Here is a 25438-nt window from a genome sequence, read left to right as displayed (position 1 = left end):
AGGGCGGTCGAAGTGACAGGGGTCAGGGGTCAGGCCAGGGCGTACCGCGAGGTGGCGGGCAGGACCGGCACGAGGTCGCCGATGCCGATCGCGCCGAACCCCAGAGGGGCCATGGCCTCGCGCGGTGACGTCGGGGCCAGGAACTCCTCCAGCCGGGGTTCTCCCACCCCGCCGAGATCCTCCCAGATACGGCGGCCCAGCCGGGGCATGATCGGAAATCCGAGCACGCTCACGCCCTTCAGCCACCAGTAGGCGTTCTCTTCGAGGTCGGCGACGCTCCGCCACCAGGCGTCGAAGGCCTCCAGCGCCTGGGAGGTCGAGACGACCGGGCCGTCCAGCGCCGACTGCTGCCGCTCCAGCAGCGCCTCCAGCCGCGCGAGCTGCCCGTCCGAGATCGCCTCCGGAACGGAGACCCCGGCGAGCGTACGGCGGGCTCTTTCCAGCAGGGGCGTCAGGCCGTCCGCCAGGCGCCGGTTGACCGTCTCGACGAACGACTCCGGCTCCATGCTCTCCCGGCGCTCCTCCAGCCGGGTCCCGGCGAGGAAGTACCGTACGGCGTCGACGTCGACGTTCGGGGTGCCGGCGATGTCGGCGGCCCCGATGACGTGGCCCCTGCTGGTGGAGAACTTCTCCCCTTCGAGCCCGTAGAACTCGTTGATCAGCGTGCGGTCGTAGGTCTTCATGTCCCCGTGGAGCAGCGACGTGCCGACGATGCAGACGAGTGTGGGGACCACGTTGTCGACGCCGAGGCTGGTGACCGTGACGACGTCCGAGCCCGGGTCGAACGCGTTCACGCCGGTGCCGCTCAGCGAGCCGTGGACGGCGCCGGTCAGCCGGGCGAACATGAAGATCCCGGCGTACGGGAAGAGCGTCCGCGGCACGCCGGGGTCCGCCTGGTCCAGCGGGATCCCCCAGCTCTCCGGGGCGCTGACGCGGACCATCCCGCCCTCGCGGCTCAGGTAGCGCTTCACGGTCTCCTGGTAACGCGCCGGGACCCCGATGCCGGCCATCCGCGCCCCCAGGTCGTGCGGGTCCGCCGGGCGCAGGAACAGCGAGGTGATCTCCCGCCACTGGAGCGGGCCCACCCCGTTCGTGCCCTCGGGGTCGCGCAGGTTCTCCGGGCGGAAGTGGCCTCCGCAGGACTCACAGAAGTAGCTGCCCGCGTCGGCGCCGCAGTCCGGGCACCGGCCGGAGAGCCAGGGGCCCACGGCGAACCGCCCCGCCGCGGGGCTGTAGGGGACCCGCTCGCGCAGCGTCGTCACCGCGCCACGCTCCCGCAGCCGCCGGAGGCAGCCCGCCACCTCGTCCTCGAACGCCGTACGCCACGGCTCCTCGGCCGGGTTGATGAACGCGTCGAGGCCGATGTCCATCGCGGCGAGGTCCTCGGCGATGAGCGCGTGGTACTCGGCGGCGATCTCACCTTCGGGGCGGCCGTCGACGGCCGACTTGAGCGTCATGTACGGCTCGTAGACGTCGATCCCGGTGATCGTGAGGGGCAGGTCGCCCCTCATGCGGGCGAACCGGCTGAGCATGTCCGACCGCAGGTAGGGCCCGGCGATGTGCCCCAGGTGGAGCCGTCCGTTGGGGGTCGGCTCGGGCGGGACCAGCAGGTAGTGGCGCGGGGGGAGGGTGCCCGCGTTCCGGATGAGGCCCGTGGAGCGAGTGCTCATGAGCGACCACTTCCAAGTGACTGGGTTCCAAGTGACGGGGGGTTCAGGTGACCGGGGGTGAGAAGACCAAGGGCTCGTTCGGCGATCGCGGGCGCCAGGCGGAAGCCGGATCCGTTGCCGCCGACCGCGATCACGACGCCGGGGTGATCGGGCACCGGCTCGACCAGCGGCAGCCGGTCGCGGGTGTAGCCGTCGTAGAAGGCACGCCCGCCGGAGATCGTCCCGGCCAGCGACGGAGCGTACCGGCGCAGGACGCGCACCGCCTCGCTGTAGTCCCCGCCGCTCAGGGCGGCCGGCCTCAGGACCGGAGAGCCGCCCCACTCCTGGGAGGTGAAGCTGAAGAGCCAGCGGCCGCTCTCCGGCTGCGGCAGCAGGAACGCGTCGTCGTCCTCGAAGATCAGCACGGGCGCGTCGTCGGCGGGCCGGAGGTCCAGGTGGAATGCGGCGACCTTCTTGATCCGCAGGCCGGCCGCCCGCATCCGCTCGCCGAACGGTCCGTGCAGGGCCCACGGGCCGGTGGCGACGACCGCCGTACGGCACCGCGCGAGCGGCCGCCCGCCCTCGCCGCTCAGGAGGAACCCGTCCCCGTACGGCCGCAGGGTGGTGACCTCCTCGTCCTCCCGGACGGCGCAGCCGGGGCGGCCCCGCTGTTCGTCGAGGAGAGCGCGGGTCAGCCCGGCGACGTCGGCGCGCCAGGAGCCGCCGGAACGGAGCAGGACCCGGTCGCCGGACGGGCGCAGCCCGGGGAAGACGCCGTCGAGGGCGTCCGGGTCGGCCTCCTCCAGGGCGGGGCCGGCCATCGTCTCGCGGAGACGGCCGACGTTGCCGCGCGCCAGCAGCCAGAAGGTGTCGAGGGAACGGACGGGCAGGCCGGGCCGTTCGGCTCTGAGCCGCCGGTAGAGGGCGGTGCTGCGGGCCGCGAGCTCGCGCTGCCGCGCGTCCCGCCCCGTCGGCACGTCGAGCCCCGCCGACAGGCCCGTCGCGTTGAGGCCGCCCTGGTTCAGGGGGAGCTGGTCCACCGTGAGTACGCGCAGGCCCGGGTCCCGCTCCAGGGCGAGATGGCCGGTCATGGCGCCGACGACGCCGGCTCCGACGACCGCGAGGTCGAAGTCCGGGATCGCGCCGGTCATCCGGTCGTGCCCCACCAGATCGACAGCACGGAGAGCGGGACGCCGCGGTCCGCCATCGCCACGTGCTCGGCGAAGGGCGCGAAACCCAGCAGATCGCCCTTGCCGACCTCGTACGGCCGGTCCTCGTAGCGGACGGTTCCCGCGCCGTCGAGGATCAGCCAGATCTCCTTCACGGCGTGGCTGTCGGGCGGCGTCGCGCCGCCGGCGGCCACCGTGAAGCGCGCCATGGAGAACGGACGGTCGCCGTCGAACGGCCCGAGGAGCGCGGCCCATTCGTCCAGCTCCTCGAACTCGCGCGGCAGCGCCTCGAAGCCGAGCCGGGGGAGGCTCATGTGTTGTACCTCCGGTAACCGAGAATCGCGTTGAGGATGACCGCGCTGCGCCAGGCCAGCAGGCTGAGGTTGGGGTCGGCGATGCCCCAGGTGTGCCGGGCGCCGTTCTGCAGGAAGACGCGGCCCGAGGTCCGCAGGTCCAGCGACAGCGCGTAGTCGTCGCCGACCACCAGCCCTTCGGGGGCCCTGGCCAGGTGGGGGGCGAGCTCGCTCATGCAGTCCGGAAGGCGGTACTCGTACCCGGTCGCGAGGACCACGACGTCGGACCGGACGACCGAGGCGTGCGGGCCCCGCACCTCCAGCTCCCAGCCGTCGGAGAGCCGGGCACAGCCGGTGACCTCCGACCGGGGCATCAGGCGGAGCCAGTCCTTACGGCCCAGCAGGCACTCGTGCCGGTAGCGCTCGCGGTAGACGTCCTGGAGCGTCGCGAGGTCGATCCCGTCGCTCGCGAGCTTCTGCTCGGCCAGCAGCTCCTGCTTGTGGGTCTGCGGCAGCCCGTGGAACTCCCGCGCGTACGCCGGGAAGAAGTACTCGTTGGTGAAGGGGGAGTCGTCCATCGGCAGGAAGCCGGGCCTGCGGGTGATCCAGGTGATGCTGCGCGGCGGCACGTCGAGACGCATGAGGTGGCGGACGATCTCCGCCCCCGACTGCCCGCCGCCGATCACCGTCACGGCGCGGTCGGGCAGCTCCCGCGGCCGTGACAGGAACTCCTCGGCGTGGAACACGTCGGCGCACAGGTGGGGGCGCAGGAAGCCGGGGACGAACGGCGCCTGGCCGGTCCCGAGCACCACGTTCCGCGCGGTGACCTCGCCGTGTCCCGTGTCGAGGACGAAGTGCCCGTCACGGACGCGGACGCCGCGCACCTCGGTGCCGAACTCGATGGACGGAATGCTCCGGGAGGCCCACTGGAGATACTGGTCGAACTCGGCGCGCAGGACGGCCGGGAACTTCGCGGTGAGGAACTGGTACAACCTGCCCTCGTTGGCGAGGAAGGCGAGGAACGAGTAACGGCTCGTCGGGTCGACCAGCGTGACCAGGTCCTTGAGCGGCGAGACCTGGAGGGTCGCCTCGGGCAGCAGCAGGCCGGGGTGCCAGGAGAAGTCGGGGCGCGCCTCGAAGTGCACGCTCCGCAGGTCCTCCACGTCGGCGCCGAGGGCCGCCAGGCTCAGGTTGGCGGGGCCGACCCCCACCGCCGCGTAGTCCAGGACGTCGCTCACGGGAGCACCGCCAGGTCGTCCAGGCTCTTCCAGAACGCCTGGACGGCCTCGTACGACTCCGCGGTGTAGCGCACGCAGGCGAGCCGCGAACGGCAGTCGCCGGTCTGGGGAATGGGCGTGCCGGGCGGGATGAACAGCTGCTTGCCGATGACGCCAGGCCGGCCGTCCAGCTCGTCCCAGCCGAGGATCCCGCTGTGGGAGTCCAGGTCGTCGGCCGTGAGGAACCGTACGGCGGCGTACGGCGCGGCGGGCGGGCCGAACGCCGGCAGCTCCGCGGCGCCGACGCCCAGCCCCGCCGCGAGCATGACCGCGGCGAGGTCGGTTCCGGTGGCGAGCCGGATCAGCTCGGGGATCCCGTCGCCCGGCAGCCGGGCGCCGAGCTCCATCAGGACCGGGCCCTCGTCGCTCAGCCGCACCTCGCAGTGGAACGGCCCGGCGGTCACGTTCAGCGCCCGGACCACCTGTTCCGTGTACGCGACGACCTCCTTCGTCACGTCGTCCGGGAGGTCGGCCGGCGTCAGGTGCCCCAGCTCGACGAACCGCGGCTCGGCGCCGAGGACCGTCCTGGTGATCGCGACGACGGTGGCCCGGCCGTTCTCGACGTAGCCGTCGGCGCTGACCTCCTCACCCGCGACGTACTGCTCGACGACGACGGTGTGCCCCATCGGGCGGCCGAGGTCGAGCTCCCGGTCGCCGGTCAGGGCGGCGTAGGCGGCGGCGAGCTGCGCCCAGTCGTCGGCCCTGCTCACGTGGATGCTGCCGGAGGACTCGACCGGCTTCATGACGTTCGGGAAGCCGACGATCTCCGCCGCCGTACGGAGAGCCTCCGGGGAGGACGCCTCGGCGAAGCGCGGCGTGCGCAGCCCGGCGGCGGCGACCCGCTCGCGCATGCGCGCCTTGTTGCGTACGGCGTCCACGGTCTCGACCGGCAGGCCGGGCAGTCCCAGACGTGCCGCGAGCCTGGCCGTCGTGGCCACGTAGAAATCGCATCCCGGGAGCACCGCGGCGAGCGGTTCGCGCTCGTGGTGCTCGGCGACCACGTCGAACAACGTCTTTTCGTCGTTGGTGTCGACGGTGAGCACCACGGAGGCGATCTTCCGCAGATCCGCCGGGATCTCGCAGTCGCCCACGTCCTGCGAGGCGATCACAACTGTCATGCCGAGGTGGTGCGCGAGCCGGGCGACGTCTGCGCCGCCGGAGACCGGTTCTACGACGAGGACGGACGAGCCGACCGGATCGAACACGGACTGACCTCCACTTCCGGGTTCATGACTGCTTGGCCGTAGTGTTGACTACCAGCTCCCCCTCTCCGATCACTATCCGCACGTCGATCGAGGCCAGCTCGCCGAGATTCCCCAGGTGCGTGCCACCGCAGGGGAGCCGTGCGGGACCCGGGGGCAGCTCGCAACCCCACCAGCGGCGGGAGTTGATCCAGGGCCCCTCGGTGTCGATCGCGATCCGCCCGCCGGCGGCGATCCACTCCGACAGCCGGGCCGTGACGCCCTCGCGCACCGCGTCGAGCCGTCCGGGGAGGGCTTCGGCGTCGAAGCCCGCCTTGCGGAGCGACTTGCCGAGGCGGTAGCGGTCGACGCTCTCCCACGGGGTGATGCTCGACCGCGTGATCGCCGCCTGGTCGAAGTCGGGGCTGCCGAGGCAGTCCGTACGCGGGACCTTGCGCCACAGGTCGCGCAGCTCCATGTTCAGGGCGAGGGACATCAGGTGGCAGGCGGTGTGCGCGGCGCTCAGGCTCGATCGCCGCGCCACGTCCACCGCGAGGCCCACCTGTTCGCCGACGAGATCCGCCGGGCTCCCGTCCGGCGGCGTCTCGAGGACGTGACCGACAAGGAAGGACCAGCCCGGGTCCGTACGGCGGGCGGGGATCTCCTCCCCCTGGTACAGCGTGCCGTCGGGCCCGACCGCCATCGTGACGGCGTCCACGACGGCGTGCTCCCGACGCCCGAGCGTGATGGTGCCCCGGTCGCCCGGCTGGTCGGGCCAGGTGGGGTCGAGCGGGTGGAACGGCGTCCGGTCGGTGACGATCACGACCGGGCCCTCGTCGCCGGCGGCCTCCGCGAGGACGACGGTGGCCTCACAGACGCTCACGCCCTGCGGGAACAGGACGACGGTGCTCGGGGCCGAAGTGGTTTCGCCCATGGCGCGGTCCTTGTCCTTACATAAAAGGGATCAGACGGCGAACGCGGTGTCGATGATACGGCCGCGCAGTCTCCGGTGTCCGGCGGAAGGAACGAGGTCCCGGACCACGCAGACGCGCTGGAGCCATCGGTCCCGGCCGTCGTATCTGGGAGTGAACTCCGAGCGGCCGTGGACCGCCCTGCGGTTGTCGACGATCAGCAGGTCACCCGTGTCGAGGCACACCCACCGCCTGACCTCGTGGAGCACCGCGTGCAGCCGCTTCAGGGCGGCGTCCGCCTCGGGCACGATCCCCATCATGAGGTCGGGGTCCACGGTGAGATAGGGATCGAAGGGGTCGCCGTAGAGCACGCGCAGCAGCGGCCCGTTGCCCTTCGTGCCGTGCGAGCTGCCGAACGAGTAGTCGATCCCGGTCCGGTAGAGGGGCTCGCTGAGGATCGCCCGCTCGCGGAGACTCAACCGGGGCAGGGCCATCCGCAGGCTGGCGCTGATCGTCTTGGCCGCCCCGTCGTGGTCGGGCCGCAGGCAGTGCAGCAGCACGTAGTCGGGCATGAAGGGGTGGAACGCCGTCTCGGTGTGGTAGTCGAGCAGGATGGCCGAGCTCTCGGAGGAGAGCTTCGCGGCGTTGTGGGGCGTCGGCACCACGTTCTGGAACAGCAGACCGTTCTTCTCCTGGCGGTAGCCGATGGGCTCGCCCAGCGCCTGCGCGAAGGCCGCCAGCCACAGCTCGCTGAGCGGACTGGCGAAGCGGACCCGCGCCTTCGGGTCGGCGGGGGTGGGGGGAAGCGCGGGGTCCACGGGCAGGCCCTTCACCAGCAGGACGCCCGAGTCGGTGCCGTGCTGACGGAACCGGCTCACCGCCTGCCTGACGACGCGCGGCATCTCGTGGAACCGCAGTTCGGCCTCGCGGAGGAACGCCTCCTCGTCGGTCTCCGAGTCGCGGAGGAACCCGTCGGCGAGCCCGGTGAACATGTGGGCGTAGACACCGGCGTCGACGACGTGCGGCCCGGGCTCGTTCTTCAGGTTCTCCGTGGGGGAGAAGTCCCGGCCGGAGAACCGGTAGGCGCCGGTCACCTCGGCCGCCAGGTCGGCGGCCGACCCCTGGTGCCGGCCGTCCAGCAGCCAGGAGAGCAGGTTGAGCAGGAGCCGCGCGTTGTCCTCGCGGCCGAGGAAGGGGCGCGCGAACATCTCGGCGTTGCCCACCACGGCGACCCTGCCCGCCCCGTGACGCGCGACCCCCAGGAAGATCTGGCCGTCCTTCTCCACCAGGCCGGTCAGCGGGAAGCGGGCGCTGACGGGCTTGGGCCGGTAGAGGTACGCCCGGGTGACGCCCTCCAGCGCGGGGTGCGCACCGGTGACCTCGGCCGGGAACTGGTAGGGCCGCACGTGGGGCTGCGCCGGATCCGCGGGGTCGCCGATCGCGAGATCACCCGAGGCGAACCCGAACGGGGCGGGGCCCTGGGGCGGCTGCGGCCACTCCCCGTCCCCGAGGATCAGCACCGCGCCCCCCTCCTGGACGTACCGGTCGAGGGCCTCGCACTCCCTTGGAGTGAAGACCGCTCCGTCGACGCCCGGAGCGGGAACGAGCACGAGGCCCAGGTCCTTGAGCGCGTCCCCTTCGAACCCGTTCTCGAGAGCGGCCACCGTTCCCCCGAGAAGGTCGACGGCCAATTCCCCGAGGTCGGCGACGACGCTGACTTCGGAGAAGTCGGCGGCCCGGCCGGCTCCCGATTTCCGCTGAATGTCGAACCTCCACACCGCAGCATGCACCAGATCGATACCGATCACCATGTCGGATCCTCCAGGTGAGACTTCGCGAGGTGAGACTTCGCGTCCATCGGAGAGGCTAGAGGACGAAGTTCGAATTTCTGTACATTCCTCGTATAACGGCAGAGGCTTTCCGGGCCTGTGCCGGGCGACCGGGCATCGCGACCGTGCGCGCCGCATATACGGCGCTTATACAACGGCCGCTTAGCCTCGTGTCCCAGCACGTCGCCCGGAGGAAACCGTTGATGTCGATCGAAGAGCCCGCCGCGCGGAAGACGGACGCGCCGGCCGCATGGATGGCGGAGTCGGGTCTCGTCGTGGTCGCCGCCGTTTTCGGGCTTACTTTCGTCGTAATTCAGGACGCCATAGAAAACGTGCCGCCGTGGTCGTTCGTGGCTCTCCGTTTTCTGCTGGCGGCCGGTGTGGTGGCCGTGCCGTACGCCGCGCAGATCGGCCGGCTCTCACGAACGGGATGGGGCGCCGGGGCGGGTCTGGGCCTGCTGCTGGTCGGCGGGTACGCGTTCCAGACGATCGGTCTCACCTACACGACCGCGTCCAACTCGGGCTTCATCACCGGTCTCTACATCGTGTTCACCCCGCTCATGGCCGCGTTGCTCCTTCGTCAGCGGGTCACCCGCTGGAGCGCCCTGTGTATCGCGACCGCCGCCCTGGGCCTGCTGCTCCTCTCGGGTTACGGCGGGGCCTTCCACCCGCTGGGCGACGCGCTCACCCTGGCATCGAGCCTCTGCTTCGCGCTGCACATCATCGCCATGGACCGGGCGGTCCGCCGTTTCCCCACGGGAGCCCTGGTCGCGGTGCAACTGGGGACGTGCGGAACGGTCGCCCTGTGCATCGCGCTGATCAAGGAGGATTTCCGCCTGCCCGGCGAATGGGACGCCTGGGGCGCGATCGCGTTCACCGGGCTGGCCGCCAGCGCCTTCGCCTATTTCGTTCAGGCGTACGCGCAACGGCGCACCTCGCCGACCCGGGTGTCCGTCATCCTCGGGATGGAACCCGTCTTCGCCGGCGTCTTCGGATATTGGCTCGCGGGAGATCGTTTGACGCCGCTGGGCTGGGCGGGCGCCGCGACCATGGTGCTCGGCGTGCTTCTCATGGACGTCAAGCCGTCCCGCGTGTCGCTGAAGTGGGGGCGAAGCATATTCACCGGCCGGCCGCAGGGTTTTGACATAGTATTTACCCGCCATGGCCGGGGGAGAGCAGCACCCAGATCTGCGGTTCCGCATACTCGGACCGCTGGAGCTGACGGCGAATGGCTCCCCGGTCCCCTTGAAGGGCCAGAAGGTGCGAACGCTCCTGGCCCTTCTGCTCTGTTGTCCGAACACCGCCGTACCGGATGACCGGCTGATCGACGGGCTGTGGCCGTCGGACCCGCCGGCGTCCGCGGCCGCGAACCTGCGCGCCTACATCCGCGGCCTCCGGACGACGCTGGGCGACCCGCACCGCATCACCCGCGTCGACCGCGGCTACCTCCTCCACGTACGGCCCGCCGAGGTGGACGCCCTGCGGTTCTCCGCGCTGGTCGCCAGGAGCGAGGAGTCGGCCGCCGGCGGCGACGTCGCGCGGGCGGCGGAGATCCTCCGCGGGGCGCTGGACGAGTGGACCGGCGTGCCCTTCGCGGGGCTCGACGACTGCCCCGCGCTGCGTACGGAGGCCGCGGTGCTGGAGGAACAGCGGTTCACCGCCGTCGGCCAGTGGGTGGAGCACGAACTCGCGCTCGGCCGGCACGCGGACATGATTCCCGTCCTGGTCCAGCTCGTCGAGGAGTTCCCGCTGCGCGAGTCGCTGCGCGGCCGGTTGATGGAGGCGCTGCACCGGTCGGGCCGCCAGGCGGAGGCGCTGCAGCTCTATCGGGACACGCGCGCCCTCCTCGTCGAGTCGCTCGGCATCGAGCCCGGCCCGCAGCTGCGGGAACAGGAACAGGCGATCCTGCGGGAGGCCGTGTCGCCGGGCGAGGAGCCCGCCGCCGCCTCCCCGCGCCCGTGCAACCTCCCGGCCGACACCCCCGACTTCACCGGCCGGGCCGAGGAGATCGCGCGGATCACCCGCTGGCTGACCTCCGGTGACCGGGTCGGCCCGACGATCGTGGCGGTGTCCGCCCGGGGAGGCGCGGGCAAGACCACCCTGGCCGTACACGTCGCCCACCGGTTGCGGGAGGACTTTCCGGACGGGCAGATCTTCGTGCCGCTCCGCGGGGCCGAGGCGGCGCGCCGCATCCCGCCGGGCGTCGCGCTGGCCGGCTCGCTGCGCACCCTGGGAGTGCCCGACCACCGGCTGCCCGAGCACATCGAGGAACGCAGCGCGATGCTTCGGGAGGTGCTCTCGGAGCGACGCGCGCTGCTGATCCTCGACGACGCCGCCGACGAGAGCCAGGTGATGCCGCTCATCCCGGGCACGAGCGGCTGCGCCGTCCTGATCACGAGCCGGCACCGCCTCACGGCCGTTCCGGGCATACGCCGGCTGGAGCTCGAGTCCTTCACCGAGGAGCAGGCGATCGACTTCCTGCAGCGGATGCTCGGCGACGACCGCATGAGGAGCAGCCCGGAGGCCGGCGCGCGGCTCGTCCGCCTGTGCGGGCGTCACCCGCTCGCGCTGCGCATCGCGGGCGCACGGCTCGCCGCCCGGCCGCACTGGCCCGTACGCCGCATGGTCGACCGGCTGGCCGGAGAGCACCATCGGCTCGACGAACTCGTGCACGGCGAACTGGACGTGCGCGCCAACCTGATGCTCTCCTACGCGGCCCTGGGGCCGCGGGCCAGGCTCCTTCTCATGCTGCTCGGCAGTCTCGACCTCGTCGAATACGAGGAATGGGCGGCGTCGGCGCTGCTGGACTGCCCGCTCAGGGAGGCCGAGGACCTCCTGGACCAGCTCGCCCACAGCCATTTGGTCACCGTGGCGGCCGGAGACCACGGCCAGCCCCGGTACGGCCTGCACGACCTGGTCCGCATCTTCGCCCGCCAACAGGCGCAGGCGCAGCTCCCCTGCGCCGAGGTGCGCGCCGCGCTGGAGCGGGCCATCGGAGCCCTGCTGACGGTGACCGAGTACGCCCACACCCAGCTCGCGGGCCACGACCACCTGGTGCTGCACGGCATGGCCCGGCGGCGGCCGATGACGGAGGAGCACCTCAGGGAGATCGTCGTCGATCCCGTCACCTGGTGCGAGGCCGAGCTGCCGAACATCCAGGGAGCGGTGCGCCAGGCGGCGCACCTGGACTTCGACGACCTCTGCTGGGATCTCGCGGTGACCGCCGCACCTCTCCTGGAGGTCCGCAAACACCACGACGAGTGGGAGCAGACGCACGAGATCGCCCTCGACGCCACCAGGGCCGCCGGCAACCGCCGCGGCGAGGCGGTCATCCTCGCCGAGCTCGGCGAGCTCAGCCTGCACAGACACGACTACGGTGCGGCGGCGAACTTCATCGGGCAGGCCGCCACCATCTTCACGGCGCTGCGCGACCGGCACGCCGAGGCCATCACCGAGCACAAGCTGGCCGTACTCGACCGTCTCGGGGGCCGGCTCCAGGACGCACTCTCCCGTGCCCGGCGCAGCGCCGCCGCCCTCAGCGCGCTCGGCGACGTCGGCAACGAAGCACTCGTGCTCCGTCAGATCGGGCAGATCCATCTCCAGCTCGGCAACCACGAAGAGGCCCGGATCAATCTGGAGCAGGCCCTGCAGATGGCGCAGAAGGCGCAGGGCGCCCGCCTGGCCCAGCAGGTGAACTACCGGCTCGGCGAGCTCAGCCTGGAGTGCGGCGAACCGGCCGAGGCTCTGCCCCGGTTCGAGCGCGTCCACGAGTTCTGCCTGGCCATCGACGACCAGGTCGGCATGGCCCACGCCCTGTACGGGATGGGCCGGGCGTGGGCCGCCCTGACGCGATGGGACACCGCGCACCGCACTCTCACGCTCGCTCTGGCGCACGCGAGGGCGGCGGGGGAGCGGATCGTCGAAGCCGACGTGCTTCACCACCTCGGACGGGTCGCCGGCAGCCGGGGGAGGACGGAGGAGGCGGCCGAGTCCTTCGCCCTCGCCGAGGCCATCTGCCGGAATCTCGGCATCACCCCCACCTGGCTCGGCGAACCCGAGACCGCGGCCCACCCGTGACCGGCCCGGTCGGGGGTGCCGGGTCTCGATGCGGACTCTGGACATCGCGAAGTCGATCAGCGATCTTTGTATTGCAAACGTTATCGATCACGTTTGCGGTAGGCACGGGATCCACTTGATCAAGGCGTGATTGGGGTACCGGATGACCGCTGTGAGTCCGGAGCCGGCAGTGACCTACACCGATCCGGCCGCTGCCGTCGGGGAGCGCGTGACGGATCTGCTGGCCCGGATGACCCGGGAGGAGAAGCTCGCACAGCTGGGGAGCGCCTGGGCGTTCTCGCTGATGGAGGGCGGGCGGTTTTCGGCCGAGCGGGCGCGGACGGTCCTCCGGCACGGCTTGGGGCACGTGACCCGTGTCGCGGGAGCCACAAGTCTCAGGGCGGAGCAGGTGGCACGGGTGACAAACGAGATCCAGCGCTTCCTGGTGACGGAGACCCGGCTGGGGATCCCGGCGATCGTCCACGAGGAGGTGTGCTCCGGGTTGATGGCGCGGGAGGCGACCATCTTCCCTCAGGCGATCGGCGTCGCGAGCACCTGGGAGCCGGAGCTCAACCGGCTGCTGGCGGATGCCGTCCGTGCGCGGATGCGCGCGACGGGAAGTCATCAGGGGCTCTCGCCGGTGCTGGACGTGGTGCGGGATCCGCGCTGGGGCCGGACAGAGGAGACCTACGGGGAGGATCCGTACCTGGTGGCCCGCATGGGCGTGGCGTTCATCCGGGGCCTGCAGGGTGCTTCTCTCGCGGAGGGCGTCGTCGCGACGGCCAAGCACTTCGTCGGCTACGGGGCGTCCGAGGGCGGGCTGAACTGGGCGCCGGCGCACCTGCCGCCTCGTCTGCTGCGGGAGGTGTATCTCCATCCGTTCGAGGCGGCGGTCCGCGAGGCGGGCCTTCAGTCGGTGATGGCCGGCTACCACGAGCTGGACGGGATTCCCTGCCATGCCAACCGTGAGCTCCTCGGCGATGTCCTCCGAGGAGAGTGGGGCTTCGCGGGGACCGTCGTGTCGGACTACTTCGCCGTCGACGATCTCCACTCGTATCACCACTTCGCCGAGGACAAGCGGCGAGCGGCGGCTCTGGCACTCACCGCGGGCACCGACGTCGAGCTTCCGGCCACGGACGCGTACGCGGGGGCGCTGGCAGGGGCCCTGGACGCCGGCGAGATCAGTGAAGGGCGACTGGACGAAGCGGTCTCGCGGGTGCTCCGGCACAAGTTCGAGCTCGGCCTGTTCGAGAACCCTTACGTGGACGAGGCCGCGGTGACGGTGGCGGTGAACGCCGAGCGGCACCGGGAGGTGGCGCTCGAGGTGGCTCGCCGCAGCCTCGTCCTGCTCAAGAACGACGGCGTCCTGCCGCTCCGGCCGGGCACCGGAACGGTCGCCCTCATCGGGCCGAACGCCGACAGCGCCCGGCATCTGCTCGGTGACTACTCCTTCGCGGCGCATGTCGAGTCGCTGCTGGAGGCGCGCGAGCGGAAGGGTCTGCTCGGCCAGGCGATGACCGTGCCGGACGACCTCAAGATCGAGGAGAGCACCGACGGGGTCCCCACGGTGCGCGACGAACTCACGGCCCGCCTGGGCGACCGGGTGCGCCACGCGCGCGGGTGCGACGTGATCGACACGTCGAGGGACGGTTTCGACGAGGCGGTCGCGGCCGCCGCGGCCGCCGACGTCGCGGTGCTGGTCCTGGGTGATCGTTCGGGGTTGACGACCCGGGCCACCACGGGAGAGTCGCGGGACCGGTCGAGCCTGGAGCTTCCCGGCGTCCAGGAGGATCTGGTCCGAGCCGTCGTCGCCACCGGAACACCCGTGGTGGCGGTGCTCGTCGCCGGTCGGCCGGTCGGCGGCGACTTCCTGCACGAGAAGTGCGCCGCGGTGCTGCTGGCCTGGCTGCCGGGGCAGACCGGGGCGCAGGCGATCACCGAGGTGCTGCTCGGCGAGGTCAACCCGAGCGGGAAGCTGCCCATCTCCTACCCGAGGACCGTGGGGCAGATCCCCGTCTTCTACGGACACAAGGTGTCCGGTGGGCGGTCGCACTGGCACGGCGACTACGTCGACTCGCCCGTCAGCCCGCGATACCGCTTCGGTCACGGCCTGGGGTACGCCCCGTTCGTCATCGAACAGGTCACTCTGGACCGCACCGAAGTGCTCGCCGGGGACAGCGTCGCAGTGGAGGCCACCGTGGCCAACATCGGTGATCGAGCCGGAGAGGAAGTCGTCCAGCTCTACGTTCGCGACCCGCAGGCGACGGTCACCCGGCCGGTGCTCGAGTTGAAGAGCTTCGCCCGTGTCGCCGCCGGTCCCGGGCAGCGAACGGCCGTACGCTTCGACCTGCCCACGGGCCAGCTCGGCTTTTACGACAGGGACATGAACTACTCGGTGGAAACCGGGCTCATCGAGGTGTACGTCGGCTTCTCCTCCGATATGCGTACGCTCGCGGGCACGTTCACCATCACCGGCGACTCCGGCCGGAAGGTCCGGAAGGCCTACTCGGGCACGGTCACCGTCGGCGAACCGCCTCAGGCGACCACGCCGCCGGCCTGACGGGATGACGGCCTGCCGATGCGCGACGGACAGCCGTCCCCCGGCCTGCCTGCACATTCTGGTCATGTCCTTATAGGACGTACGGTCGGCGCGGTGAGTGGCCGAAATGGGTCTTGTCTTCGCAATCGTTGTCGCTTACGTTAAAAAAACCGCAAACGTAACCGATAACGATTGCAAACAGAGAGGGCCGCATGGCCGATGGCGGAGCTCCGGTGACCATGAGCGATGTCGCGCGACTGGCGGGCGTCTCCGTGGCAACCGTGTCGCGGGTGGTCAACGGGCGCTACGGCGTCAGCACCGGCACCACCGCGCAGGTCCGTTCGGCCATCGAGCGGCTGGGCTACGAGTCGAGTCTGGTGGCGACGAGTCTGCGGCGCAGTCGTACCAATGTCCTGGGTCTGGTGACCCACAGCTTCCAGTCCTATACGGCCGAGGTGCTCAAGGGCGTGATGGAGGCGTTGGCCCGGTCGAGCTTCGATCTGATCGTCTACGCCAACAGCGCCGTCTACGGGACGTACTCGGAGGGCTGGGAGCAACGGCACCTCACCCGCCTGTCGGGCACGCTCACGGACGGGTGCATCGTGGTCACGCCCTGGGGCGAGGTGCGGAGCAGCACGCCGGTCGTGGTCATCGATCCGGTGCGGGATTCGACGGTGCCGTCGGTGACGGCGGACAACCTCTCGGGCGCCGTCACAGTCGTCGAGCATCTGCTGGGCCTGGGTCATCGGCGGATCGGATTCATCGCGGGCCGCTCCAGCCTCGCGGCCGCGTGGTCGCGCGAGGAGGGTTACCGGAGGGCGCTGACCGAAGCCGGCGTGCCGGTCGACCCCGCCCTGATCGGCAGGGGCGACTTCAATCCCGAGTCCACGGTCCCGTTGGCGCGCGAGCTGCTGGGAAGGGCGGACCGTCCGACGGCGATCTTCGCAGCGAGCGACGGGATGGCCCTTAAGGTGCTGGAGGTCGCGAAGGAGCTGGGGCTCAGCGTCCCCGGCGACCTGTCGGTGGTCGGATTCGACAACATTCCGGAGTCCGCGCTGGCGGAGCCGGGGCTGACCACGGTGGACCAGTCGATGTACCGGCTCGGACACGAGGCCGCGCGCATGCTGCGATCACTGGTGACCGATGAGTGGGAGGGCCCCCGCCAGATACTGCTCCCGACGCGCTTGGTGGTCCGCGGCAGCACCGCACCGCCGAGGACCACGACAAGACCCTGACAACCCACAGGTGCGGTGTCCGGCCGTACCTGACGTCAGGTCAATCGAAAACAGACTCGCGACGCACGGAGGTGCAGGAACAGAGTCCACACCACATCCACCGATGAATCAGGTCGGTCAGTCGGGCCCAATCCGCTGCCGACCACAAAGGAGATCGGTATGTCACTGTCATTATATCACGGCAGAGTGCGTCCCATGGGCGTACGCCGGCTCTCGGCGGCGGTCGTCGCCGGAGTCATGGCACTCGCGGCGGTGTTGCTCCCGCCGCGATCCGCGGTGGCGGACACGCCCTGGCTGAGCGTCTCCGAGGACGGCTACGCGTCGTTCACCGTCCCGGCGGCCTATGTGCAGACCAACGTGGGCCAGGTGTCCCAGGTCGTCGTCGAGGGGAACTTCGGTCCCTCCTCCGCCTGGGCGGAGTTCGGCCTCACCCGCCGCGGCGACGTCTGGTCGGGGATCCTCGGCCCGCTCAAGCCGGGCCTGTACTCCTACCAGGTCACGGGCGACGACACCAAGGGTCTCAAGGATCCGACGAACGCCACCAGCGTGGCGTCCAAGCCTCTGTGGAGCACCTTCCTCGTCGCGGGCGACTCGGTGCGCCTGCTGGCGGACGCGCCCGGAGGGCAGGGCGGCAAGGTCGGGACCCTGACCTACCGGGCCGGGACGCAGGAGCGGTCGGCGCTGGTCTGGACGCCGCCGGGGTACCCGGCCAAGGGCGGCAAGCCCTATCCGGTGCTCTACCTGCTGTCCGGCCCGGACAGGAGCGCCACCGACTGGCTCGACCTCGGTCGTGCCAAGCAGATCCTCGACAACCTGTCGGCCGGCGGTTCCATCGAGCCGATGGTGGTCGTGATCACCGACGGTCGCGGGCCGGACGACGACAAGGACCTCAAGGACCTCCGCAAGGCCGTCGGGGACGCCTACCGCGTCCGTCACGACCGGGAGCACCAGGCCATCGCCGGTGTGTCCGAGGGCGGCTCGCAGGCGCTGCGCGCCGCCCTGACCAGGCCGGACGACTTCGCCTACGCCGGCTCGTTCTCGGGTCTCCTCACGGAGATCGCCGGAGGGAGGCCCGGTCCCGGGCCGAACCCCGGCGCCAAGCTGCTGCGCCTGTACACCGGGAACGTGACCGATCCCGCCTACAACGCCACCGTCCGCCTGACGAAGGCGCTGGACCGCGCCCGTGTCAGGTACGAGTTCGACGGGGTCAACCCCGACGCCGGGGCGAACTGGACCGCCTGGCAGGAGAACCTGGTCGACTTCCTCCCGCGGCTGTTCCGCAAGGCGCCGGACCATGGTCCGAGCGCCGGTCACGAGCCGCTGAAGGGCGAGTTCCACCCGCCGGCGCCCGGCACCACCCCGACGCCGTTCGTGACGAAGGACGGCTTCGTCACCTTCGAGACCACGACGGACTTCAAGGACGCCCAGCACGTCACCGTGTGGGCGAACATCGCTCCCGGCGGGAGCTGGCTGCGCGTCCCGATGTCCCGTGACGGCGACCGGTGGCGGGCGACCGTGGGACCGCTGGACCCGTGGTTCTACTACTACCGGCTCATCGTGGATCGGGTCGCGTTCAAGGACGTGTCGAACCCGACGAAGGTGACCACCGAGCCGACCTGGAGCACCTTCTTCATCTCCGGAGAGAGGTCACGCCTGCTGTCGGACGTTCCCGCCGGTCAGGGCGGAAAGGTGGAGAGCCTGACGTACCGGAGCAACGTGGCGAACGCCGACCGGACCGCGTTGGTGTGGACCCCGCCCGGATACGACCCGGACCGCGCGCAGCCGTATCCCGTCTTCTACCTCCAGCACGGTGGCGGCCAGAACTACACCGACTGGGTGGAGATGGGACGCGCCAAGCAGATCCTCGACCACCACTTCCTCGACGGGAAGCTGGTGCCGATGGTGGTCGTGATGGGCAACGGCAACACGTCCGACTTCAACAAGGAGCTGCTGGACAACATCGTTCCGGCGGTCCGGGCCCGCTACAACATCTCCGGCGACCCGTCGCAGCAGGCCCTCGCCGGTCTCTCGATGGGCGGTGGACAGACGATCGGGGTGCTCAAGGCGTACCCGGGCCGGTTCGCCTACATCGCGGCGTTCTCGGCCGGGTTCGGCGGCGGCAGCGGCGTCGACGTGGCGGCGATCAACAACGGGACCAAGCTGCTGCGCATGTACGTCGGCGATGTGACCGACTTCGTGTACCCGTCGTTCATGGCGGGCCTGACCACGATGAACGACCTCGGCGTCCGCTACGAGTTCGACGGGGTCACCCCTGGACCGCACGGCTGGGACGTGTGGCAGAAGAACCTCATCGACCTGGCGCCGCGACTGTTCAAGCGCTAGGTAGGCCCGACGAGGCGGTGCCGCCGGGGCATGGGCGTTCCTGCCCCGGCGGTGCCCGCAGCGTACGGGAGCCGGCACGAAGGACAGGGCGCGGACCCGGAGAGGAAATCATGTCAACGAAGACGAAGAGAATATTCGCCACCACAGCCATGCTCGCCGCGGCGTGCGTGCTTGCCGCCTGCTCCTCCACCGCGGGAAGCGAAAGCAGCGCGAGGGCGAGCAACAGCGGAAACGACACGACCGGAAACAAGGCGAGCAACTGCACGAACACGATCAGCAAGAAGGACCTGCCGGTCGTGACCTTCTGGGGCTGGTACCCCAACATGCAGCTCGTCGTCGACAACTTCAACAAGCAGAACAACGAGGTGCAGGTCTGCTGGACCAACGTCGGCCAGGGCGGCGACGAGTACGACAAGTTCCAGACGGCCATCTCGGCGGGCACCGGCGCGCCCGACGTGATCATGATCGAGGTGGACCGGATCCCGACCTTCCAGATCCAGAAGGCGCTCGTCGACATCAAGCAGTACGGCTTCGACGCCGTCAAGGCGAACTACGGCCCGGGTGCGTGGAAGGACGTCTCGATCGGCGGCGCGGTCTACGGCGTGCCGGTCGACGGCGGCCCGATGGCGATGATCTACCGGAAGGACATCTTCGACAAGTACAAGATCACGCCGCCGAAGACGTGGGCCGAGTACGAGCAGGCCGCGCAGAAGGTGAAGGACGCGGGAGGCCCGCTGTTCGGCGACCTGGGCGCGAACGTGCCGGCCGTCATGATGGCGCTGCAGATCCAGAAGGGCGCCACTCCCATCACCTACGACCCGGCGAAGCCCGAGTCGATCGGTATCGCGCTGAACGACCAGGCGTCCAAGGACGTCCTGGACTACTGGGGGAACCTCGCGCGGAAGGGCCTGGTCGGGACACAGGACCAGTTCACGCCGGAGTACATCTCCGGCGTCATCAACGGTAAGTACGCGACGTACATCTCGGCGGCCTGGGCGCCCGGGTACCTCACCGGCGCCGGCGTCGGCAAGGGCAAGGACACCGGCAAGTTCGCGGTGGCGCCGCTCCCGCAGTGGGATCCCGCCAACCCGGTGCAGGTGAACTGGGGCGGGTCGGCCTTCTCGGTGACGAGTCAGGCGAAGAACCCCGAACTCGCGGCGAAGGTGGCGTACGGCCTCTACGCCGACGACGAGTCGCTCACCGACGGCTGGACCAACCAGATCATCTTCCCGCTGAACCTCAAGGCGCTCAACGATCCCAAGTTCGTGGATCTGAAGGTGTCGTTCTTCGACGGCCAGCAGGCGAACAAGGAGGTCTACGTCCCCGCGGCGAACGCCTACAAGGGCATGACCTACAGCCCGTTCGGCCAGTACTACTTCGATGCCATGACGAAGCAGATCGGCGCGGTCATCGAGGGCTCCATCACCGGTGCGCAGGCGGCCGACCGCGTCCAGGAGGACGTGGTGGGCTACGCCAAGGAGCAAGGCTTCACCGTCCAGTGACACCACGGGTGGGCCCGCCGTCCTCGACCGGCCGGCCCACCCGCCACTCCCCAGCATCGACCTCCCGGAGCCCAAGATGACCCTCCTGATCGAGGAGAGTGCGTCGAGCACTCAAGAGAAAGCGCACAAGGTCCGCGGCACGGTGCGTCTCCGTGAGCACCTGATGGGGTGGCTCTTCGTCGGGCCGTTCGGGCTCGTCTTCCTGGCGCTTCTCATCGCGCCGCTCGCGTACGCGCTGTACCTCAGCCTCTTCCGGAAGAAGCTGATCGGCGGCACCAGCTTCGTTCTGTTCGACAACTACGTGAAGGCGTTCACCGACCCGAGCTTCCTTTCCGGGGTGTGGTTCGTCGTCCGCTTCTCCCTGGTCGCCATCCCGCTGCAGATCGTCATCGCGCTCGCGATGGCCCTCATCCTGGATACCGTCACCTCCGCGTTCGCCCGGTTCTCGCGGTTGATGATTTTCCTTCCGTACGCGATTCCCACGGTCATCGGTGCGGTGATGTGGGGGTTTCTGTACAGCAGGAGCTTCGGGCCGCTCTCCGACATCTTCGGATTGTTCGGCGCCACCGCGCCCGACTTCCTCAGCAGCAACCTGGTCTTCTACGGCCTGGTCAACGTCGTCACCTGGCAGTGGGCCGGTTACTACATGATCATCCTGTACGCGGCGCTGCAGGGCATCGACCCGGCGCTCTACGAGGCGGCCCGCATGGACGGCGCCGGCAAGTGGCAGATCGCGCTGCGGATCAAAATCCCGCTCATCGCCCCCGCGCTGCTCCTGATCCTGGTCTTCGCGCTCATCGGCACGCTGCAGTTCTTCAACGAACCACAGTTCCTGCGGTTCCTCGCGGCCGGCACGATCGGGCCGGACTTCACCCCCAACATGTACGCCTACCAGCAGGCGTTCGCACTCGCGAACTTCAACTACGGGTCGGCGATCTCCTTCGCCCTCGGCGGGATCGTGTTCGCCGGCGTCTACGCCTTCCTGTTCTTCACCCGCAAGCGGAGGAGCTTTCTGTGATGACCGGCCGCTCCGGCGCACGCCGCCCGCCACAACGCCACCTGCCCCTGCAGGTGCTCCTCGGCTTCCTGGTCGTCTACTTCCTCGTGCCGTTCTGGTGGGTCATCGTCAACAGTTCCAAGGACGCCCCCGGCCTCTTCGGCGGCGGCAACACCCTGTGGTTCACCGACCGGATCGACTACTTCGAGAACCTCAGGCAGCTGTTCACCTACGACGGCGGCATCTACGGCAGGTGGATCCTCAACTCCACGCTCTACGCGTTCGCGGGCGGGATCGGCGCCACGATCCTGGCCGTGATGGCCGGTTACGGATTCGCCAAGTACCGGTTCGCCGGCAGGCGTTTCGGCTTCTCCGTCCTGCTGGGCGCGTTGATGGTGCCCGCGACCGCCCTGGTGATTCCCACCTTCGTGATGTTCTCCGGGCTCGGCCTGACGAACACGATTTGGGCGGTGATCCTTCCGTCACTGCTCAACCCGTTCGGCGTCTACCTGATGCACGTGTACGCGCGCGACGCGGTCCCCGACGAGATCCTGGACGCGGCGCGGGCCGACGGCGCGGGTGAAGTGCGGACGTTCCTGCAGGTCGCGCTCCCGCTGATGCGGCCCGCGGTGGTCACGGTGCTGCTCCTGTCCGCGGTGGCGTCCTGGAACAACTACTTCCTGCCCGTCGCCATGCTCTCCGACAACCGCCTTTTCCCCGTCACCGTCGGACTCGGCCTCTGGCAGGGAATCGCCTCCGCGAACAACGCGGGCAGCACCTCCCTCTGGAGCCTGATCATCCTGGGCGCGCTCGTGTCGGTGATCCCGCTCATCGTCGCCTTCTTCACCCTGCAGCGGCACTGGCGCGGCGGACTGTCCGTCGGGGGCCTGCGCTGACGCGGCCGACGTCACTTCCAGCCGGTCCGCTGCCGCAGCCATGCCAGCGCCACCCTGCCCTGCGCGAGCTGGAAGGCACGCAGGGTGGGGAGGCCGGGCGGCGGGGGCAGGAGCCCACGCTGCAGGAAGTATCCGGTCATCGCGGCGAGAACGGCGGTGACGGCTCCGGGATCGGCGTTCCTCGCGGCCGGGTGGCCGTCGAAGATCTGGGCCGGTGGCGGCCCCCCTTGCATGGTCACGCTGGGCAGCATCCCGAGCAGGTCGAACCACGGCGCGGCCAGGCACGCGTGGGGCCAGTCCACCACGAGCACCCGGCCGTCGGCCGTGAGCAGCAGGTTGTCCGCCCGTAGGTCGGCGTGGGCGAGGCAGTCGCCCTCGGCCGCCTGCCCCCATCGCTCCTCCAGTTCCGCCAGCCGCGGCAGGTGCCGTACGGCCCAGGAGCCGAGGACGGCGGCCAGGTCCGCGCCGTCCGCGGCCAGGCGCCGCCAGCCCCGGAACTCGTCGTCGAGCTTCTCGGCGGCGGCAGGCACCTCGATCGGGGCGGGGGTGAGCGCCTCGGCCATGCGGGCCAGCGCGTCGAGCACGAGGGCCAGCTCGTCCGGCACCCACGGCTGGGCGGGCAGGCGCCCCTCCACGTCCTCGAACAGCAGCACCACCCAGCCGTCCTGGTCGAAGGAGGCGAGCAGCCGGGGCGCGGGCACGCCGGCCGGCAGCGCGGCGGCCACCCTGGCCTCGGCGCGGTGGAAGGCGGGGCTGTCGGGGTTGGGCTGTGGGCCGACCGCCTTGACGAACGCCCTGCCGCCGCCCGCGAGCCGCAGCCGGGCGGCCACACCCGGTGAGAAGCCCCCGGGCTGCGTGACCGCCTCGGCCACCCGATCACCGAGATGACCTTCCACCGCGAGCCGCAGGCCCTCGGGCACCGCTGACCACGGGATCCGTACGCCCTCTGCCGGCGGCGGAAGCTGCTCCTGACTCATCCCGGCATGATCTGGCTCTCCGTACGCCCAGGGCAATCGAGTTTCCCGGAGTGTGCGGGTGCGGCGGGCTAGGAGTCGCCGGTCGCGTGACACAGCCGGGCGAAGGCGTGGTCCGCGTCGGCGACCGCCTCGGGTCGCACGTCGTGTGCGGTCCTTCCGTCAGCGATCTTCTGCCAGTTGGTCCGGGCCAGTACGCGTTGGACCGCGATCACCTGGGCGGCTTGCAGTCGGCCCCGGACACCCGGATCGAGGACGGCGGCCAGCGCGTCCTCATCGTCGAGCATGTACTGCAGGAGCCGTCCCGCCAGGCTCGGGGTGGTGAACACCAGCCGATGGAACGCCACCACCTCGGGATGATCGTTGAGGCCGGTGACCGGCTCGAAGCGATCGAGACCGGCCCGGAAATGCCGGTGCAGCGCCGTGATCGGCTCGATATCCGGGTGCCGGTCACGGACCACGCGTGCGGCCTCACCGTTGTGGTCCGCGAAGCGGTACAGGATCAGGTCTTCCTTTGTGGCGAAGTAGCGGAACAGCGTCGGTTTCGACACCTCGGCCATCGCGGCGATGTCGGACACCGACACCTGGTCGAACCCGCGCGCCAGGAACAGCGAGATCGCCGCGTCAGCGATCGCGTCCCGGGTCCGTACCTTCTTGCGGGCCCGCAGCCCGACCGGCTCGCTCACCGTGTCAGATTAACATTTGTAACCAAGTTGCTTTTTTAACTCGGTAACGAAAAGATGGCGGCCATGGAACAGACAGACACCCCCCGCGCTCCGTCGACGACTCCGGTGCTCGTCACCGGGGCGACCGGACGCATCGGCCGCGCCGTGGTCGACCAGCTGACCGATGCGGGCGTGCCGGTCCGTGCCCTCGTGCGCCGCACCGAGGCCGCGGTGACGCTGCCCCCCGACGTCGAGATCGTCAACGGCGACCTCACGGTGCCCGAATCGCTCGACGCCGCGCTGCACGCCGTCAGTACGGTCTTCCTGGTCTGGACCGCCCCGCCGCGGACCGCGGCGGCCGTCGTCGACCGGCTGGCCGCCCACGCGCAGCGGGTCGTCTACCTGTCCGCACCGCACCGGACCCCGCACCCGTTCTTCCGGCAACCGAACCCGATGGCGGCGCTGCACGCCGAGATCGAGCGGCTCATCGCGGCCACCGGACTCGACTCGACGATCGTCCGGCCGGGGATGTTCGCGTCGAACGCCCTGTTCTGGTGGTCCGCCGCGATCCGTGGCGACGGCCTGGTCCGGTGGCCGTACGGCGCGGCCGAGACGGCTCCGGTCGACGATCGAGACGTGGCCGCGGTCGTCGCGCGGACCCTGCGCGAGGGCGGGCACGCCGGCGGCGACTACGTCCTGACCGGTCCCGAGTCACTCACCCAGGCCGAACAGATACGCATCGTCGGAGACACGCTGGGCCGCCCGCTGACGTTCGAGGAAATGCCGCCCGACGAGTTCCGGCGCGAGACCCCAGAAGCCTCGCGCCCGGCCGCGGACATGCTCCTGGCGGCGTGGAACGCCGCGACGGGACGCCCGGCATACGTCACCTCGACGGTGTCCGACCTCCTCGGGAGGCCGGCGCGAACCTTCCGCCAGTGGGTCACCGACCACGCCACGTCGTTCACCGGGAACCCCGCCCCGATGAATTGAGGCTTCCACGCCGATTCGCCTGCGAAAGAAATGCCTCACAAGAAGTCCTTTCTTGTGAGGCAGGCGCTCTCGGTTCTCACCCCTGCTGCTGTTGCTGCTGGCCGTCGCCGTCCTGCTGTACGACCGGGGCCGCGTGGGCCGGTGCGGCCTGTAACGTCACCGGGAGAGCAGCCGAGGCGGCTAATGCGCAGGCCGCGAGGGTCTTTCGGAACATTGGAGTCACCTTCCGGTCGCGGTCCACCTTTCGGTGAAATATTCGATCCCGCACGCGTCAATGGTGCGATAAGGAGGGTTGACGGATTCGGGCATTTATGAACGCCGAGCGCGACCCCGCCGGAGGCATGATGGGGCGAGAGGTGGGTAGTGGGCGCTTCCGTACCACGGTGACGAGCGCCTCCTGTGGCCGATGTTGCCGTACCTTGGTCGGGGACTGGGTTGTACGGCAGTGACGCTTCGCGGGTAGGAGGCGGTGATCACGGTGCCTCCGAAGGGGATCGTGTTCGACGTGGATCATGGTGCCTACGGCAGGTGGGCGGTCGTTCACGTCACGGGGGACCTCGATTGGACGAGGTCTGCCCGCTTGCTCGACACGGTTGAGCGCCTGTGGGATCACCTCCGCGACGGCTGTCTGGTTCTGGACCTCGGCCCGATGCGCTTCTGCGACTCCTCCGGCATCTCCCAGTTGATCAGGGTGTTCCGGGGCTGCCAGGAGCACGGCATCCGGATGACTTTGGCTGCTCCACCGGCCTTTTTCCGGCGCATGCTCAACACGACCGGCCTGATCCAGTTGTTCGAGATGCACGAGACGTTGGAGCAGGCTCTGAGCGGTCTGGACGGCTGGGGGCCGGACGCGAACGCGGCCCCCGCTTCGTCGATCTGAGCTGCGAGCGGATGCCGTCCGGCGCTGCCGGAGGTGCGGAGCGCAGCCCTTG

Annotated in this window: 19 protein-coding genes; 10 read left to right on the top strand and 9 right to left on the bottom strand. The window is 70.1% G+C overall.

The annotated features are described in order from the left end of the window. Positions 1-29: 29 nt before the first annotated feature. From HHX33_RS31940 to HHX33_RS31910, 7 genes are read right to left on the bottom strand one after another with little or no spacing between them, the layout of a single operon-like run. Entirely contained in the window at positions 30-1670 is a 1641-nt protein-coding gene (locus tag HHX33_RS31940) for a class I tRNA ligase family protein (protein WP_182877832.1), read from the bottom strand. Next, on the bottom strand, positions 1667-2815 hold the full coding sequence (locus HHX33_RS31935) for an NAD(P)/FAD-dependent oxidoreductase (protein ID WP_182877831.1): 1149 nt from the start codon (positions 2813-2815) through the stop codon (positions 1667-1669). Before HHX33_RS31935 ends, HHX33_RS31940 begins: the two co-directional genes overlap by 4 nt. Then, positions 2797-3132 (bottom strand): cupin domain-containing protein, encoded by a 336-nt coding sequence (locus HHX33_RS31930; protein WP_182877830.1) that lies wholly within the window; start codon positions 3130-3132, stop codon positions 2797-2799. The genes HHX33_RS31935 and HHX33_RS31930 overlap by 19 nt, the downstream gene beginning before the upstream one ends. Further along, positions 3129-4349: a lysine N(6)-hydroxylase/L-ornithine N(5)-oxygenase family protein gene (locus HHX33_RS31925; protein WP_182877829.1), complete on the bottom strand. Its 1221-nt coding sequence runs from the start codon at positions 4347-4349 to the stop codon at positions 3129-3131. Before HHX33_RS31925 ends, HHX33_RS31930 begins: the two co-directional genes overlap by 4 nt. Further along, positions 4346-5593 carry an ATP-grasp domain-containing protein gene (locus HHX33_RS31920; protein WP_182877828.1) on the bottom strand — a complete coding sequence of 416 codons (1248 nt, stop codon included), beginning with the start codon at positions 5591-5593 and terminating at the stop codon, positions 4346-4348. Before HHX33_RS31920 ends, HHX33_RS31925 begins: the two co-directional genes overlap by 4 nt. 22 nt (positions 5594-5615) lie before the next feature. Beyond that, on the bottom strand, positions 5616-6503 hold the full coding sequence (locus HHX33_RS31915) for a metal-dependent hydrolase (RefSeq protein ID WP_182877827.1): 888 nt from the start codon (positions 6501-6503) through the stop codon (positions 5616-5618). Between the two features lie 30 nt (positions 6504-6533). Further along, on the bottom strand, positions 6534-8291 hold the full coding sequence (locus HHX33_RS31910) for a TauD/TfdA family dioxygenase (protein ID WP_182877826.1): 1758 nt from the start codon (positions 8289-8291) through the stop codon (positions 6534-6536). Between the two features lie 221 nt (positions 8292-8512). Here HHX33_RS31910 and HHX33_RS31905 point away from each other — a divergent pair, with 221 nt between their 5' ends. From HHX33_RS31905 to HHX33_RS31870, 8 genes are all read left to right on the top strand, one after another. Continuing rightward, entirely contained in the window at positions 8513-9625 is a 1113-nt protein-coding gene (locus tag HHX33_RS31905; RefSeq protein WP_182877825.1) for a DMT family transporter, read from the top strand. After that, entirely contained in the window at positions 9570-12386 is a 2817-nt protein-coding gene (locus HHX33_RS31900; protein WP_182877824.1) for an AfsR/SARP family transcriptional regulator, read from the top strand. The genes HHX33_RS31905 and HHX33_RS31900 overlap by 56 nt, the downstream gene beginning before the upstream one ends. Before the next feature lie 169 nt (positions 12387-12555). Continuing rightward, on the top strand, positions 12556-14925 hold the full coding sequence (locus HHX33_RS31895; protein ID WP_220502428.1) for a glycoside hydrolase family 3 N-terminal domain-containing protein: 2370 nt from the start codon (positions 12556-12558) through the stop codon (positions 14923-14925). A 218-nt stretch (positions 14926-15143) separates the two neighbouring features. Next, positions 15144-16139, top strand: coding sequence for a LacI family DNA-binding transcriptional regulator (locus HHX33_RS31890; RefSeq protein ID WP_244301840.1), 996 nt, complete (start codon positions 15144-15146; stop codon positions 16137-16139). Between the two features lie 159 nt (positions 16140-16298). Further along, positions 16299-18482, top strand: a complete 2184-nt coding sequence (locus tag HHX33_RS31885) for an alpha/beta hydrolase-fold protein (protein WP_182877822.1) — start codon at positions 16299-16301, stop codon at positions 18480-18482. A 110-nt stretch (positions 18483-18592) separates the two neighbouring features. Further along, positions 18593-19984 carry an extracellular solute-binding protein gene (locus HHX33_RS31880; protein WP_220502427.1) on the top strand — a complete coding sequence of 464 codons (1392 nt, stop codon included), beginning with the start codon at positions 18593-18595 and terminating at the stop codon, positions 19982-19984. Positions 19985-20060: 76 nt separating this feature from the next. Continuing rightward, the gene (locus HHX33_RS31875) at positions 20061-21002 is read left to right on the top strand and encodes a carbohydrate ABC transporter permease (RefSeq protein WP_182877821.1); all 942 of its coding nucleotides are present in this window, start codon (positions 20061-20063) and stop codon (positions 21000-21002) included. Continuing rightward, the gene (locus HHX33_RS31870; RefSeq protein WP_111697769.1) at positions 21002-21877 is read left to right on the top strand and encodes a carbohydrate ABC transporter permease; all 876 of its coding nucleotides are present in this window, start codon (positions 21002-21004) and stop codon (positions 21875-21877) included. Before HHX33_RS31875 ends, HHX33_RS31870 begins: the two co-directional genes overlap by 1 nt. A gap of 11 nt (positions 21878-21888) precedes the next feature. On the opposite strand, the gene HHX33_RS31865 is transcribed toward HHX33_RS31870, so the two are convergent. Both HHX33_RS31865 and HHX33_RS31860 read right to left on the bottom strand, forming a co-directional pair. Continuing rightward, positions 21889-22854, bottom strand: coding sequence for an aminoglycoside phosphotransferase family protein (locus tag HHX33_RS31865; protein WP_182877820.1), 966 nt, complete (start codon positions 22852-22854; stop codon positions 21889-21891). A gap of 68 nt (positions 22855-22922) precedes the next feature. Next, positions 22923-23537, bottom strand: a complete 615-nt coding sequence (locus HHX33_RS31860) for a TetR/AcrR family transcriptional regulator (protein ID WP_182877819.1) — start codon at positions 23535-23537, stop codon at positions 22923-22925. Between the two features lie 63 nt (positions 23538-23600). Between HHX33_RS31860 and HHX33_RS31855 the strand changes: the two genes are divergently transcribed. Together HHX33_RS31855 and HHX33_RS31850 are read left to right on the top strand one after the other, a co-directional pair. Then, positions 23601-24506, top strand: coding sequence for an NAD(P)H-binding protein (locus HHX33_RS31855; RefSeq protein WP_220502426.1), 906 nt, complete (start codon positions 23601-23603; stop codon positions 24504-24506). Between the two features lie 469 nt (positions 24507-24975). Beyond that, positions 24976-25386: an STAS domain-containing protein gene (locus tag HHX33_RS31850; protein WP_220502425.1), complete on the top strand. Its 411-nt coding sequence runs from the start codon at positions 24976-24978 to the stop codon at positions 25384-25386. The last annotated feature ends 52 nt before the right edge of the window (positions 25387-25438 follow it).

Source organism: Microbispora sp. H10670 (genome assembly GCF_014161385.1).
GTDB classification, from domain to species: domain Bacteria; phylum Actinomycetota; class Actinomycetes; order Streptosporangiales; family Streptosporangiaceae; genus Microbispora; species Microbispora triticiradicis.
Note: the sequence above shows the minus strand (reverse complement) of the source record. Positions and strands in the feature narration are given on the sequence as shown.

Coding starts and splice junctions, on each gene's coding strand:
- HHX33_RS31930 (WP_182877830.1), bottom strand. CDS start 3,132: ATGAGCCTCCCCCGGCTCGGCTTCGAGGCGCTGCCGCGCGAGTTCGAG.
- HHX33_RS31885 (WP_182877822.1), top strand. CDS start 16,299: ATGTCACTGTCATTATATCACGGCAGAGTGCGTCCCATGGGCGTACGC.
- HHX33_RS31880 (WP_220502427.1), top strand. CDS start 18,593: ATGTCAACGAAGACGAAGAGAATATTCGCCACCACAGCCATGCTCGCC.
- HHX33_RS31875 (WP_182877821.1), top strand. CDS start 20,061: ATGACCCTCCTGATCGAGGAGAGTGCGTCGAGCACTCAAGAGAAAGCG.
- HHX33_RS31855 (WP_220502426.1), top strand. CDS start 23,601: ATGGAACAGACAGACACCCCCCGCGCTCCGTCGACGACTCCGGTGCTC.
- HHX33_RS31865 (WP_182877820.1), bottom strand. CDS start 22,854: ATGAGTCAGGAGCAGCTTCCGCCGCCGGCAGAGGGCGTACGGATCCCG.
- HHX33_RS31910 (WP_182877826.1), bottom strand. CDS start 8,291: ATGGTGATCGGTATCGATCTGGTGCATGCTGCGGTGTGGAGGTTCGAC.
- HHX33_RS31870 (WP_111697769.1), top strand. CDS start 21,002: ATGACCGGCCGCTCCGGCGCACGCCGCCCGCCACAACGCCACCTGCCC.
- HHX33_RS31905 (WP_182877825.1), top strand. CDS start 8,513: ATGTCGATCGAAGAGCCCGCCGCGCGGAAGACGGACGCGCCGGCCGCA.
- HHX33_RS31940 (WP_182877832.1), bottom strand. CDS start 1,670: ATGAGCACTCGCTCCACGGGCCTCATCCGGAACGCGGGCACCCTCCCC.
- HHX33_RS31890 (WP_244301840.1), top strand. CDS start 15,144: ATGAGCGATGTCGCGCGACTGGCGGGCGTCTCCGTGGCAACCGTGTCG.
- HHX33_RS31915 (WP_182877827.1), bottom strand. CDS start 6,503: ATGGGCGAAACCACTTCGGCCCCGAGCACCGTCGTCCTGTTCCCGCAG.